Source organism: Paraburkholderia fungorum (assembly GCF_046027605.1).
In the GTDB taxonomy this organism is placed as follows: Bacteria; Pseudomonadota; Gammaproteobacteria; order Burkholderiales; family Burkholderiaceae; genus Paraburkholderia; species Paraburkholderia fungorum_F.
In genome coordinates, this window is record NZ_JAQQEF010000027.1 from 64640 (window position 1) to 78240 (window position 13601).

Genomic DNA, 13601 nt, shown 5'->3' on the forward strand with positions numbered 1-13601 from the left:
AATCTGCCACCCCGAACCCGCGAGGATGGCGCAGCGGCTCACTCCCCTTTGTTCTTGCCCAGATCCACGCCGAGTTGCTTGAGCTTACGATACAGGTGCGTGCGCTCCAGACCCGTCTTCTCCGCGACGCGCGTCATGCTGCCATTCTCACGTGCGAGGTGATATTCGAAGTATGCACGCTCGAACGCATCGCGGGCATCGCGCAACGGAATGTCGAACGAAATCGACGCTGTTTGAGCGGCCAACGCGCCGCTGCCCATGCCGTCCGACGACAGCATCGGCAACGCAGCCGCGGATGCCACCGCCGAAGCGCTGACCGGCAACGCCGGCTTCGCCGCCGCGCCGCCCGGCGCACCCCCCGCCGCCGTGCCGCGAGCAAGACCTTGCTCGACGGCCTTCAGCAGCTTCTGCAACGCAATCGGCTTCTCGAGGAAATTGAGCGCGCCGATCTTGGTCGCTTCGACCGCTGTGTCGATGGTTGCGTGGCCGGACATCATGATCACCGGCATGGTGAGTTGCCCTTGCGCGGCCCATTCCTTGAGCAAGGTCACGCCGTCGGTATCGGGCATCCAGATGTCGAGCAGCACCAGATCCGGCGCCTGACGCAAGCGGAACTCGCGCGCTTCCTGCGCGTTTTCCGCCGCCTCCACGACATGCCCTTCGTCGCTCAGGATCTCCGAGAGCAATTCCCGGATGCCCATTTCATCATCTACCACCAGGATGGTTGCCATTTACGCTGCCCTTGTCTGCACTGTTGCTTTTGTCGTTCCCTGCGACGCATTACCATGCGCCGGCCGCGGCCCTGCTCCAGGTGTCGCGGCATCGTCTGCCAGTTGAAGGAAGAGGATCGAAATCTGCGCGCCTTCGATCACATCGCCCGCTTTCATGCGGTTGCGAATGTCGATGCGCGCGCCGTGTTCGTCGACGATCTTCTTGACCATCGCAAGACCGAGGCCCGTTCCTTTGGCCTTGGTCGTCACGTAAGGTTCGAATGCACGTGTGAGGATACGCGCGGGAAAGCCCGGCCCGTTATCCGACACCGTCAGACGCACCGCGACGCGTACTTTGCCTTCTGCGTCGGGGTCTCCGTATTCTACTGTCCTCGTCTCGAGCAACACACGCGGATGCTCGATGTCGGCCACGGCATCCTGCGCATTTTGCAGCAGGTTGTGAATCACCTGTCGCAATTGTGTGGCGTCGCCGCGAATCGCCGGTAAATCCGCGAGTTCCACCTGAATCGCGCCCTTGCCTTCCTCGATACCGTACAGCGTGAGTACTTCGCTGACCAGTTCATTCAGTTGCAGATGCGCGAGCACTGCCGGCGGCGTGCGCGCGTAGTCGCGGAAATTGTCGACCATCTGCTTCATCGCCGCGACCTGATTGACAATGGTGGTCGCGCCGCGCTTCAACACATCGGCATCCGATGGCGACAGCTTGTCGGCGAGCTTCATCTGCAAACGCTCGGCTGAGAGCTGAATCGGCGTGAGCGGATTCTTGATCTCGTGCGCGAGACGTCGCGCCACTTCGCCCCAGGCGATCGAACGCTGCGCCGAAATCACATCCGAAATATCGTCGAACACAACGACGTAGCCAGATGTCTGCATGTCTTCCGCGTCGCGGTCTGTCGCGGAAACGAGGCGAGCGCCACGCACCAACAGGGTGAGCGGTTCGGTTTCGCCCGGCACCGGCACCGAGAATTGTTGCTGCCAGTGGCCGCGGTCGTCGTGACCGTCGCCGCTCGCGGCTTCGCGATCTGCAAACGCCTTGCGCACCATCCCGCCGAATTCGCTCAACACGCCGATCTTATCGAGCGACGAACCCAGCACTTCCTGGAACTGCTGACGGAAGATCCGTTCCGCGCCGCGGTTCGCCGTGGTGAGACGGAACTGCCGGTCGAATACGAACACGCCCGCGGTCAGGTTCGCGAGAATGCTTTCCAGATAAGCCTTTGAGTGTTCGAGCGCCACGCGGTTGTTCTCGACTGCCGCGCGCGCTTCGGACAACTGCCGCGTCATTGCATTGAACGACTGCGTGAGGAAGCCCAGTTCGTCGCGCGATTTGATTTCGCGCTTCGGCGTGTAGTCGCCCTCGGTAATTTCCTTCGTGCCCTGGGCGAGCAGGAACAACGGACGCGCCAGCTGATTGCCGAGCGCGAGCGCCAGCATCATTGCGATGAAGGTGGCGAGGAACAGCGCCAGCGTGAGCGTGCCGATGTACATCTTGCGTAAGCCGGTGCGGCCCAGCGCCTTCTCCTGATACTCGCGATAGGCCCGCTGCACCGCGTCGGCATTACGCGCGAGCGAAGGCGAGACCGGCTGCGTGAGTTGCAGGAAGCGTTCGGTGGGCTGCAGCAGTGAGGCGTTCGAATCCGGAATGCGCTGCACGATGCGCAGCCGCAGCGCGCCCTTGCCGCCATGCGCTTGAGGATCGCCGTCGACTTCACCCTCGATCGCCGCATAGCCGCGGCCACGCGCCTGGTCGATCATCATCGGCGTGGGCAGGTCGCTCGGCACGAGCGTCGCGTAATTGCCGGACGCCTGGGCGACCACGTGCATATCCGGCGTCGCGCCCGACATGCTGCGCGTGGGTTCGACGATCGTCGCGTCCTGCACGCCGAACTGATCGCGCAGCCGCAACAGCGTGAGCGTCGTACCGGCAGCATCCGCGCTCGCCAGTTGCTCGGACATCAGGCGGCCCTTGGTCTGCAGATCGGATAGCGACGCGTCGAGCATGCCGCGGCCGAGATTCAGCCCGGAAGTCAATGCGGTTTCGACGTTGACGTCGAACCACGACTCGATACTGCGCGACACGAACTGATACGAGACGACGTAGATGATGCCACCCGGCACCACGCCGACCAGCGCCATGAAGAACGCGAGTTTCGCTAACAGCCGCGTGCCGAACTTACCTTTTTTAAGCCGCGCAATGATGATGATGACGAGCGTCGCCACCACCAGCAAAAAGATCATCGCGACCACGAGGTTGGCCGCATACAGCCACTGGTAATAGCGATCGAAGAATTCGGTATTCGCGCTCGCCGCTGCCAGCAGCACGAGCAGCAGCACGGCCGTCACGGCGACCGTGGACACCAGCACGCGCACGACGATGCTGCTGACGCTGGTGGCGCGGCGCACTCTATTTAGCACGTTCGGTCACCGTGAAGGTAAAACGTTTCCAATCCGACGATAGGCTCCAGTCGCGGTTGTTCACCGCGTCGATCTGGAACGGCTTAGGCATCAGCGCGATGTCGAGTTGCATGCGCACTGACGCGTTGTACGTCTCGCCGACAAGCACCTGAGTGCGATCGATGACATGCCACGACGTGATGTGCTTGATCACAGCGAGCGCATCCTTCAGTGTCGTGAAGCCGAGCTGCAACCCGCCCGACGACACGCTCGACACCCGGTACTCACGCGTGAGCGGCTGGAACGACAGGCGGATGCTCTGCGACACGCTCACCGGCTGTTCGTCGAACCAGTACCAGCGCGGCCGGCTCAGTTCGAAGTCGGTCGTGAAGTACAGCGGAATGCCTTTGTTGACGGCGTCTTCGAGATTGCTGTTCAGGTCGAAGTCGAAACGCGCGTCGAGATTCCAGCCAGTGTTGTCCGATTGCAGCGAAGCGCGCTGCACGGCGATCGAATCGGCGTGCGCCGCGCCAGGCACGGCGAGCCATACAACCAGCGCGAACCAGAGCACGGCAGCGAGCCGAAGCGGGAAGAAGCGTTTGATGGTCACCGTTTCTGGAAGCGCGCGTAGAAAAATCCGTCGTGGTCTGAGTTCGAGCCGGCGCTGTGTTCAGCGGCGTGTCCGGCATGGGAACCGGCCGATGCGTCGGCGGGCGCGCGGGCAACTGAGGGTAAAAGTTGCCCCGGCGCGTCCAATCGTACCGCATCCTGATACTTGTTTCCAAACCACTGCGCCTGCAACTCGCCTTCTTCGGGAAAGATCGAACACGTAACGTAGAGCAATTCGCCGCCTGGCTTCACGAGCGGCCATAGCGCGTCGAGAATGCGGCGCTGCTCGGCCACCAGCGCGGGGATATCCGACGCGCGACGCAGCCAGCGAATATCCGGGTGACGCCGCACGATGCCCGAGGCCGAACATGGCACGTCGGCCAGAATGCGGTCGAACGGCTGGTCGATGTCGTCATGCCATTTTGACGGCTGGCCGGCATCGCCAATGCGCACTTCCGCCTCGAGCTTGAGCCGCTGCAGGTTTTCATCGATTCGGCGCGCGCGCGACGCATCGCTTTCGAGCGCCACAAGTTGCAGGTTGGCGAGTTCGAGCAGATGGCCGGTCTTGCCGCCAGGCGCCGCGCACGCGTCGAGCACGCGCATGCCGTCGCGCACGCCGAGCAGTTGCGCGGCGAGTTGCGCGCCGGCGTCCTGCACGGAGACGATGCCGTCGTTGAAGCCGGGAATGCGGTCGACCGGCATCGGCGTGGCGAGCTTGACGGCGTATTCGCCGGCTCTGCTCGCAGGGATGTGATGGTCTTGCAGCACTTGCAGATAGGCATCGACGGTCGAGTGGCGCGCGTTGACGCGCAGCGTCAGCGGACCTTGCGTGTTACCGGCGGCGAGCACCGCTTGCCATGCGTCGGGCCACGCGCGCTTCACCGCGTCGATCCACCATGCCGGATAGTTCCAGCGCGCGACTTCATTGCCTTGCGCGGCGCTCAGCAGCGCTTCACGCTCGCGCAGGAAATTGCGCAGCACGGCGTTAACGAGGCCCTTTGCGAACGAAAATTCACGACGCGCGGCGATTGCGCCCACCGCCTGATCGACCACGGTGAACGGTGCGTAGGCGGCGTTCGCTTCATCGTCGATGAGCAAAGCCAGCGCGCAAGCGAGCACATGGCCGACGTGCGGCGACGGCGCCTTCTTCACCAGCTTCGCGATCAACCATTCGGCGGTTGCCAGACGCCGCATGGTGCGGTATGCAATGTCCTGCACGGCGCCGCGTGCAGCAGCGGCGCTACCTTCGGGCGCGGAAACGAATACGGATTGCAGCGCGGCCGGCAAAGCCGCGCCGAGGCGCACGGCGCCGACGGCCTGGCCCGTGGAGTCGAGCGCAAAACCGAGCGACTCGGGCGCGAGATGCAGCATCGACAAACGGGATTCGCGCGGACGCGCCGATGGGGAAGCAGAACGCGAAGAAGGCTTTGGAGTCATGAAAGAGGCAAAGGCAGGCCGCGCGGTGCGCACGGCGCAAACAGCACACATTGTAGCGTGGCGCGGCGCGGGAGCCGCCGAGGGTAGGTCGGCGGTGGCACCCGAACAAAAAAGGCGAGCCCGCAGACTCGCCTTTTCTCACGCCGGATCAGCGCACCGTTACTCGAAGCGCCCCGTGCGTGCCATTTCCATCAAACGCGCGATGCGTTCCTCGGTGGCCGGGTGCGTTGAAAACAGATTCGCGATGCCGCCGCCCGCCAGCGGGTTCATGATCATCATCTGCGCGGTAGCCGGATGCTGCTCGGCCGTGGGAAACGGAATACCGCTCGCGTAACGATGAATCTTGTCGAGCGCCGAGGCAAGCGCCTGCGGATCGCCGGAAATCTGCGCGCCGCCACGGTCCGCTTCGAATTCACGCGCACGCGAAATCGCCATCTGGATCAGCGCACCGGCGATCGGTGCGAGCAACGCAACGGCGATACTTGCGATCGGATTCGACGGACGGCCGTTTTCGTCGCGGCCGCCGAAGAACATCGCGAAGTTCGCCAGTGCGGAAATGGCGCCCGCCATGGTTGCCGAGACGGTTGAGATCAGAATGTCGCGATGCTTCACGTGCGCAAGTTCGTGCGCCATCACGCCGCGCATTTCGCGCTCGGACAGCACGCGCAAGATGCCGGTGGTGGCGGCGACGGCCGCATGCTCCGGATTACGACCGGTGGCGAATGCGTTCGGCGCGTCTTCATTGATCAGGTAGACGCGCGGCATGGGCAAGCCCGCGCGCGTGGAGAGCTCGCGCACCATGCGATAGAACTGCGGCGCACTGTTTTCGTCGACTTCTTGCGCGTTGTACATGCGCAAGACCATCTTGTCCGAGAACCAGTACGAAAAGAAATTCATCCCAAGGGCGATCACGAGCGCGATCATCATGCCGCGCGACCCGCCGATCATCCCGCCGATCACGATGAAAAGGGCCGTGATCGCGGCCATCAACATCGCGGTTTTGACCCAATTGAACATGTCTGCAACTCCTTGCCCTAACGCGGGGTTCATATCCGCGCCGCATGATCGCGGCGACTGATTGTAAGCTAAATGTTAGATATGGGCGCGTGAGGAAAATTCAATCATCTTGATGCAGTGGCGAGCTTGATGCCCAAGCCGACGAATGCGCTGCCGACACCGCGATCCAGCCACTTCTTCACCGACGGCTTGCCGGAAAAGCGCTGGGTCACACTGCCCGCAATCCACGCGACGAAACTGTTCCAGATCATGCTCATGACGACGAACACCCCGCCCAGCGTGAGAAAGGCCAGCGCCTTATGATCGCTGCCCGCCGTGACGAACTGCGGAAAAAACGAGACGAAGAACAGCACGACTTTGGGATTCAGCACATTGGTCCAGAACCCTTGCAGGAAAAGCTGACGCAGCGATTTCGGTGCGCCGGCGCCGCGTGCTTCGCCGGCCGCCTGGTCTGCTGCCGGCTTGGCGAAAACGAGGCGCACGCCGAGATAGATCAGATAAATAGCGCCCACGAACTTGATGACGGTGAACGCGGTGGCCGAAGCGGCCAGCAATGCCGTCAATCCAAACGCGCAGGCGAGCGAATGAACGCAGCAACCGGCGGAGATGCCGAGCGCGGACATCAGGCCCGCGCCACGGCCCTGGGCGACACTGCGCCCGACGATGTAAGCCGTATCGGGACCGGGCGTCACATTCAGCAGAAAGACTGCGACGACGAAAAACTCGAAATGGGTAATGCCAAACATGGAAATCCTCGAAACGCGGTCGTTGCCTTGAGGATTCTAACGCGCCGCGAGCTTGCGGGCGGGGTCTTGAACATCGGCCGAACGGTCGATGTTCAAGGTATGCGCAAGACTGTTATTTTGCTTCGGGAAGCTGGAAACGCTGACCCGCGGCCAGCGTTGCGCCGGCCAGGAATTCGCGCACCGGCAAGCGCTTGCCGCCGGGCTTTTGCAATTGCGTGAGACGCAACGCGCCTTCGCCGCAGGCAACCACGACGCCTTCGGCGGAGATGTCGGCGATCGTACCGGGCGCCTGATTGCCTTGTGCGTCGACCGGGACCGCTGCCCAGATCTTGATCGACGTGCCGTCTTCCAGCGTGCCCAGACCGCCCGGGAACGGGTCGAACGCACGCACCTGACGCGCGAGGACCGTTGCCGGCTTACGCCAGTCGAGCGCAGCCTCGTGCTTGCCGATCTTTTCCGCGTAAGTCACGCCGTCAGCCGGTTGTGGCGTCGCCGCCAGCTTGCCGCTGCGCTCGAGTTCGATCAGCGCTTCGACGATCAGCTTCGCGCCGTCTTGTGCCAGGCGGTCGTGCAAAGTGGCCGTGGTGTCGGTGTCGGAAATCGGTGTACGCGACTCGGAAATCATCGCGCCGGTGTCGAGGCCGGCGTCCATCTGCATCAGCGTGATGCCGGTTTCAGCGTCGCCTGCCTCAATCGCGCGGTGGATCGGCGCGGCGCCGCGCCAGCGAGGCAACAACGACGCGTGAATGTTGATGCAGCCCAGCGGCGCAATATCGAGCACTTCCTGCGGCAGGATCAGACCGTAAGCGGCCACGACCATAACGTCGTGCGGCGTGGCGCGCAACTGGTCGATAGCGGCTGCGGCTTCCGCCGGATATTTGCCGGTGCGGCGCAACGAAGGCGGTTGCGCCACGCCAATGCCATGCTCCTGCGCGTAACGCTTGACCGGACTCGCCTGCAATTTCATTCCGCGTCCAGCAGGTTGATCTTGCCGGGTCAGCACGAGCGGCACCGGAAAACCGGCGCTGTGAATCGCGGCCAGCGCGGCCGCGGCGAACTCCGGCGTACCGGCAAAGATGACGCGCAACGAATGACTCATGAACAGGGGCAGTAGGCGAGGTGGACGCGCATTACATCGCGTGGGCGAGCTTCTTCATCTTGCTCTTGATACGCGTCTGCTTCAGCGACGACAGGTACTCGACGAACACGCGGCCCATCAGGTGATCCATTTCGTGCTGGATGCAAACCGCGAGCAACCCTTCGCAATCCAGCTCGAAGGTTTCGCCCTTTTCGTTCAGTGCCCGCACGCGCACTTTTTCCGCGCGCTCGACGTTGTCGTAGATACCCGGTACCGAGAGGCAGCCCTCTTCCGACAGCTTCCGCTCGTCGCTCGACCAGATGATTTCCGGGTTGATGAACGCGAGCAGTTCGTCGTGCGTTTCCGACACGTCGATCACGATCACACGTTCATGCACGTCGACCTGGGTCGCCGCGAGGCCGACGCCGGGCGCGGCGTACATCGTTTCGGCCATGTCGGCGACAAGACGGCGAATGCGGTCGTTGACCACTTCGACCGGCTTCGCAATCTTGTGCAACCGCTTGTCCGGGTAATTGAGGATATTCAGTAATGCCATGATCTTGAGTGTGTTTTTTAGGCGCCGCTGACCGGTGGAGGGCTAGCGTTGGCCGTTTGGCCAGGTTGTGGGCGCGTCGCGTTACGCAGAGGATAGATGGTGTCGAACCGGTTCGATTCAACGCGCCACATGCGCTAACGACGAGCCCGCGCAAGTGGGCGCGGCGCTGCGATTATTTCGGATGATGAAAATTTTAGCATGGCGCCTGCCTGCCCGCTGACCCTGTAGGAGGATCGACTGTCAATGCACACCTTACCCGCAACCGATATTGAACTCGCTGCGTGGCTGCGGCTTTCGCTCGCGCCGGGGCTGAAACCGGCCGCACTGCGTTTATTGCTGAGCGCTTTTGGATTGCCGGAAGCGATTTTCGATCAATCGCCCGAGGCGCTTGCCGAGGTCGCCGGCGAGACCACGTCGCGCGCCGCGCTGGCGCCCCCGGGCCCAAACTTCGGCGCGCAACTCGACGCGGTGATCGCATGGTGTCAGTTGCCCGGCAACCACGTGGTGACGCTCGACGACCCCGCCTACCCGCCCGCGCTACTGACCATGCCCGATCCGCCGCCGCTGCTATATATAAAGGGCCGGCTGGATCTGTTGCACACGAGGGCGGTCGCGCTGGTGGGCAGCCGCAGCGCGACACCGCAAGGCGTTGAAGACGCCGAGCGCTTTTCGCGTGAGCTGTCGCAAGCGGGCGTCACTATCGTGTCAGGGCTGGCGCTGGGGATCGACGGCGCCGCGCATCGGGGCGGACTGGAAGGCATCGGCGGCACGGTGGCCGTGATCGGTACCGGCGCGGACCTCGTGTATCCGGCCGCGCATCACGCGCTGGCGCGGCAAATTGCGGCGCAAGGCGCGATTCTGTCGGAATGGCCGCTCGGCACGCCGGCACGCGCCGCCAATTTTCCACAGCGTAACCGCCTGATCGCCGGCCTTGTCAGCGGAGTGGTGATCGTCGAGGCCGCGATGCGCTCAGGCTCGCTGATCACGGCCCGGCTTGCCAACGAAATGGGGCGCGACATTTTCGCGTTGCCAGGCTCGATCCACGCGCCGTTGTCGCGCGGTTGTCATCGGATCATCAAGCAGGGCGCCAAGCTGGTGGAAACGCCCGACGAAGTGCTGGAGGAGCTGGGCTTTGCCAAGCAGGTGACGGCGAAGGCTGCCAGCAAGCACGCAGTGCTTTGGGAGGGCGCGAGGGTGCGGGATTCGCAAAAGGCGCCTGCGTCGACCGAAACAGGAACTCGGCCGGGTTCGACGAAGGCGCGCGCTGCGGCGGCGGATCAGGCAGACTTCGCTGCTCCGGCGGAAATCCCAGCGCCGCCTATGAGTGCCGAAGCGCTGCAACTCCTCGACGCCCTCGGCCATGCCCCCGCCACGCTTGAAATTCTTGCCGCCCGCACCGAGATAGGGGACGCGGAACTACAAAACACGTTGCTGCACCTCGAACTCGCCGGCCAGGTAACGGCGCTGCCCGGCGGCCGCTTCATGCGAGCGACCCACAGCTGACCCCGCGTCGACCAAGGGTTGACCACGATTTGCAATCGGCCATGCTACATTCGCGCCAAAGCACCTGACAAAAGTACGCAAGGAACCACCATGCCCGCGCTGAATCTCGACACCGACCAAGACCGGATCGCCGAGCGCGTTAACGAACCCGACACGCTGTTCGTTGCGTGCCTGTGCGCGGAATGGTGCGGGACCTGCCGTGACTATCGGGAAGCGTTCGACCGGCTGGCGGACAAGCATCCGGATATCTGTTTCGCATGGATCGACATCGAAACCCATGCGGACCGCTTCGACGATCTGGATGTCGAGAATTTTCCGACTATCCTGATCGAAGACTCGGTCACGACACGTTTTTTCGGCACGGTCTTGCCGCAGGCGGCGATTGTGGAGCGGATGTTGTCCGACCTGACCGCGGTGCCCGGCGTCAGCGGCGCGCCGAAACTGCGGCCCGCGCTGATCGTGGCGTGAATGGGGCAGCCGGCCGCTAAACCTTGCGGCACGGGCGTTGCAAGCGGAACAAGGTGCGTTTGCAACAGCTTGCTCAGTTACTGAGCGCGCAATTATCATGGCGCGCTTTTTATGGCACTTGACACGCCGCGCTTGCGCCGTGTGCTATAAAGCGGTCGTTATTGGGTCGCAAAGGTCGCAAACGAGGGTCGCGCTAATTTAAGCGCACTCAAGGCCATCAACCCGGATCTACCAACCTCACATCGAGTCATGTCCAAAGCACTGATCATCGCCGAAAAGCCTTCCGTCGCGAACGACATCGCGAAGGCTTTGGGCGGCTTTACCAAGCATGACGAATACTACGAAAGCGATGACTACGTCCTTTCCTCGGCAGTCGGCCATCTGCTGGAAATCGCCGCGCCCGAAGACTATGAAGTCAAGCGCGGCAAGTGGAGTTTCGCCAATCTGCCCGTCATCCCCCCGCATTTCGACCTCAATCCGATTGCAAAGAGCGAGTCGCGCCTGAAGGTGCTGACCAAGCTGCTCAAGCGCAAAGATGTCGACCGGCTGATCAACGCATGTGACGCGGGGCGCGAGGGCGAGCTGATTTTCCGCCTCATCGCGCAGCACGCGAAAGCCAAGCAACCGGTGCAGCGCCTGTGGCTGCAATCCATGACAGCCGGTTCGATCCGCGACGGCTTCGCCCGTCTGCGTAGCGACGAGGAAATGCAGCCGCTCGCCGATGCGGCGCGCTGCCGCTCGGAAGCGGACTGGCTGGTCGGCATCAACGGCACGCGGGCCATGACCGCGTTCAACAGCAAGGGCGGCGGCTTCTTCCTGACCACGGTCGGGCGGGTGCAGACGCCGACACTGTCGATCGTCGTCGAACGCGAAGAAAAGATCCGTCGCTTCGTGCCGCGTGATTACTGGGAAGTGAAGGCGGAGTTCGTCTGTTCGGCCGGTTTTTACGAAGGCCGCTGGTTCGATCCGAAATTCAAGCGCGACGAATTCGATCCGGAAAAGCGTGACTCGCGTCTATGGGCGCTGCCCGCGGCTGAGACGATCGTCGCGGCTTGCCGTGGCCAGATCGGCACGGTAACGGAAGAGTCGAAGCCGTCCACGCAACTGTCGCCGGCGCTGTTCGACCTGACCAGCTTGCAGCGTGAAGCCAACGGCCGCTTCGGCTTCTCGGCCAAGAACACGCTAGGCCTCGCCCAGGCGCTGTACGAAAAGCACAAGGTGCTGACCTATCCCCGTACCGACGCGCGCGCGTTGCCGGAAGACTATATGGATACGGTCAAGGAAACGCTGGGCATGCTCAAGGAGAGCAACAACTATCTCCCGTATGCCAAGCAGGTGTTGGACAAGGGCTGGGTAAAGCCGAACAAGCGCATCTTCGACAACTCGAAGATCAGCGACCACTTCGCAATCATCCCGACAGCGCAGGCGCCGAAGAATCTATCCGAGCCGGAACAGAAGCTGTACGACCTGGTTGTGAAGCGCTTCCTCTCGGTGTTCTTCCCGGCCGCCGAATTCAAGGTGACGACGCGGATCACGGAAGTGGTCGGCCATCACTTCAAGACTGAAGGCAAGGTGCTGGTCGAACCGGGTTGGCTGCAGGTCTATGGCCGCGAAATCAGCGGTGAAGACGCCAACCTCGTGCCGGTGCAGAAGGACGAGAAGGTCAAAACCGACAAGATCGCCGCCCAGCAACTGGTGACGAAACCGCCCGCACGTTACAACGAAGCAACCTTGCTGTCGGCCATGGAAGGCGCGGGCAAGCTGGTCGAAGACGACGAGTTGCGCGAAGCGATGGCAGCCAAGGGGCTTGGCACACCGGCCACGCGCGCCGCCATCATCGAAGGGCTGCTCGGCGAAAAGTATCTGATCCGCGAAGGCCGCGATCTGATTCCAACCGCCAAGGCCTTCCAGCTCATGACGCTGCTACGCGGCCTCGGTGTGAAGGAGTTGACCGCGCCGGAATTGACCGGCGAGTGGGAATACAAGCTTTCGCAGATGGAGCGTGGCAACCTGCCGCGTGACGCGTTCATGCAGGAAATCGCCCGCATGACGCAGACCATTGTCAAGCGCGCGAAGGAATACGATTCCGACACGATCCCGGGCGATTACGCGACGTTGCAGACGCCGTGTCCGAATTGCGGCGGTCAGGTGAAGGAAAACTACCGGCGCTTCGCGTGCTCGAAGTGCGAGTTCTCGATTTCGAAGATTCCGGGCGGCCGTCAGTTCGAAATTCCGGAAGTCGAAGAGCTGTTGCAGAACAAAACGATCGGACCGCTGTCGGGTTTCCGCAGCAAGATGGGCCGCCCGTTCTCCGCGATCCTGAAGCTCTCGCTCGACAACGAGATCAAGAACTACAAGCTCGAGTTCGACTTCGGTCAGGATTCGGGCGGTGAAGACGGCGAACCACCTGATTTCTCCGATCAACAAGCGGTTGGCGCGTGCCCGAAATGCAAGGGTCGCGTGTTCGAGCACGGCATGAGCTATGTCTGCGAGAACTCGGTTGCGAATCCGAAGACTTGCGACTTCCGCTCGGGCAAGGTGATTCTGCAGCAGGAAATCGCGCGTGAGCAGATGGCGAAATTGCTCGAAGAAGGGCGCACCGACCTGCTGACGAACTTCAAGTCGTCGCGCACCGGCCGCAACTTCAAGGCCTTCCTCGTCAAGCAGAACGACGGCAAGATCGGCTTCGAATTCGAGAAGAAAGAGCCGTCGGCCAAGTCAGCTGCGAAGACCGCGGCGGCTAAGACAGCCGCCAAGGCAGCGCCGGAGTCGGATGACGAAGATACAGCGGTTGCCGTGAAGGCAGTGCCCGCTGCCAAAAAAGTAGCCGCGAAAAAAGCACCCGCGACCAAGACAGCGGCTACAAAGACAGCAGCGGCCAAGAAAGCCCCGGCCAGGAAGACGGCCGCACGCAAGACCGGTTCTTAATTCGGGCAAGTGGCCGGAAGAGCATTCAGCTTTCTGGCCTGCTTCGGGCCTTGCATGAAAAAAGGCGCAGTCACTTACGTGACTGCGCCTTTTTATTTGCCGGCCAGACTGCGCCTACTTCAAGCACAGCCGTG

11 protein-coding genes are annotated in these 13601 nt (G+C 62.5%); 3 read left to right on the forward strand and 8 right to left on the reverse strand.

The features are described 5' to 3' along the window. Nucleotides 1–38 precede the first annotated feature (38 nt). The 8 genes from esaR to def form a co-directional block, all read right to left on the reverse strand. Nucleotides 39–731, reverse strand: coding sequence for a response regulator transcription factor EsaR (esaR, locus tag PQR53_RS31580; protein WP_179735451.1), 693 nt, complete (start codon nucleotides 729–731; stop codon nucleotides 39–41). Then, a complete protein-coding gene (locus tag PQR53_RS31585) occupies nucleotides 732–3146 on the reverse strand; it encodes a sensor histidine kinase (protein WP_408463078.1) in 2415 nt (804 codons plus the stop codon). Next, nucleotides 3136–3735, reverse strand: coding sequence for a DUF4390 domain-containing protein (locus PQR53_RS31590; RefSeq protein WP_408463081.1), 600 nt, complete (start codon nucleotides 3733–3735; stop codon nucleotides 3136–3138). The genes PQR53_RS31585 and PQR53_RS31590 overlap by 11 nt, the downstream gene beginning before the upstream one ends. Beyond that, nucleotides 3732–5171: a 16S rRNA (cytosine(967)-C(5))-methyltransferase RsmB gene (gene rsmB, locus PQR53_RS31595; protein ID WP_408463084.1), complete on the reverse strand. Its 1440-nt coding sequence runs from the start codon at nucleotides 5169–5171 to the stop codon at nucleotides 3732–3734. The genes PQR53_RS31590 and rsmB overlap by 4 nt, the downstream gene beginning before the upstream one ends. Before the next feature lie 159 nt (nucleotides 5172–5330). Further along, nucleotides 5331–6188, reverse strand: coding sequence for a zinc metalloprotease HtpX (gene htpX, locus PQR53_RS31600; protein WP_179735444.1), 858 nt, complete (start codon nucleotides 6186–6188; stop codon nucleotides 5331–5333). Between the two features lie 104 nt (nucleotides 6189–6292). Further along, complete coding sequence (locus PQR53_RS31605) at nucleotides 6293–6934, reverse strand: LysE family translocator (protein WP_408463088.1); 642 nt, start codon at nucleotides 6932–6934, stop codon at nucleotides 6293–6295. A gap of 112 nt (nucleotides 6935–7046) precedes the next feature. Continuing rightward, nucleotides 7047–8033 carry a methionyl-tRNA formyltransferase gene (gene fmt / locus PQR53_RS31610; protein WP_408463091.1) on the reverse strand — a complete coding sequence of 329 codons (987 nt, stop codon included), beginning with the start codon at nucleotides 8031–8033 and terminating at the stop codon, nucleotides 7047–7049. Nucleotides 8034–8064: 31 nt separating this feature from the next. Next, a complete protein-coding gene (def, locus tag PQR53_RS31615; protein ID WP_179735438.1) occupies nucleotides 8065–8568 on the reverse strand; it encodes a peptide deformylase in 504 nt (167 codons plus the stop codon). Nucleotides 8569–8811: 243 nt separating this feature from the next. On the opposite strand from def, the gene dprA reads away from it, so the two are divergent. From dprA to PQR53_RS31630, 3 genes are all read left to right on the forward strand, one after another. Next, on the forward strand, nucleotides 8812–10071 hold the full coding sequence (gene dprA / locus PQR53_RS31620) for a DNA-processing protein DprA (RefSeq protein ID WP_408463096.1): 1260 nt from the start codon (nucleotides 8812–8814) through the stop codon (nucleotides 10069–10071). A 90-nt stretch (nucleotides 10072–10161) separates the two neighbouring features. After that, the gene (locus PQR53_RS31625) at nucleotides 10162–10539 is read left to right on the forward strand and encodes a thioredoxin family protein (RefSeq protein WP_408463099.1); all 378 of its coding nucleotides are present in this window, start codon (nucleotides 10162–10164) and stop codon (nucleotides 10537–10539) included. Between the two features lie 249 nt (nucleotides 10540–10788). Continuing rightward, the gene (locus PQR53_RS31630; protein WP_408463102.1) at nucleotides 10789–13467 is read left to right on the forward strand and encodes a DNA topoisomerase III; all 2679 of its coding nucleotides are present in this window, start codon (nucleotides 10789–10791) and stop codon (nucleotides 13465–13467) included. Nucleotides 13468–13601 lie beyond the last annotated feature (134 nt).

Coding starts and splice junctions, on each gene's coding strand:
- esaR (WP_179735451.1), bottom strand. CDS start 731: ATGGCAACCATCCTGGTGGTAGATGATGAAATGGGCATCCGGGAATTG.
- def (WP_179735438.1), bottom strand. CDS start 8,568: ATGGCATTACTGAATATCCTCAATTACCCGGACAAGCGGTTGCACAAG.
- PQR53_RS31625 (WP_408463099.1), top strand. CDS start 10,162: ATGCCCGCGCTGAATCTCGACACCGACCAAGACCGGATCGCCGAGCGC.
- PQR53_RS31605 (WP_408463088.1), bottom strand. CDS start 6,934: ATGTTTGGCATTACCCATTTCGAGTTTTTCGTCGTCGCAGTCTTTCTG.
- rsmB (WP_408463084.1), bottom strand. CDS start 5,171: ATGACTCCAAAGCCTTCTTCGCGTTCTGCTTCCCCATCGGCGCGTCCG.
- htpX (WP_179735444.1), bottom strand. CDS start 6,188: ATGTTCAATTGGGTCAAAACCGCGATGTTGATGGCCGCGATCACGGCC.
- fmt (WP_408463091.1), bottom strand. CDS start 8,033: ATGAGTCATTCGTTGCGCGTCATCTTTGCCGGTACGCCGGAGTTCGCC.
- PQR53_RS31630 (WP_408463102.1), top strand. CDS start 10,789: ATGTCCAAAGCACTGATCATCGCCGAAAAGCCTTCCGTCGCGAACGAC.
- dprA (WP_408463096.1), top strand. CDS start 8,812: ATGCACACCTTACCCGCAACCGATATTGAACTCGCTGCGTGGCTGCGG.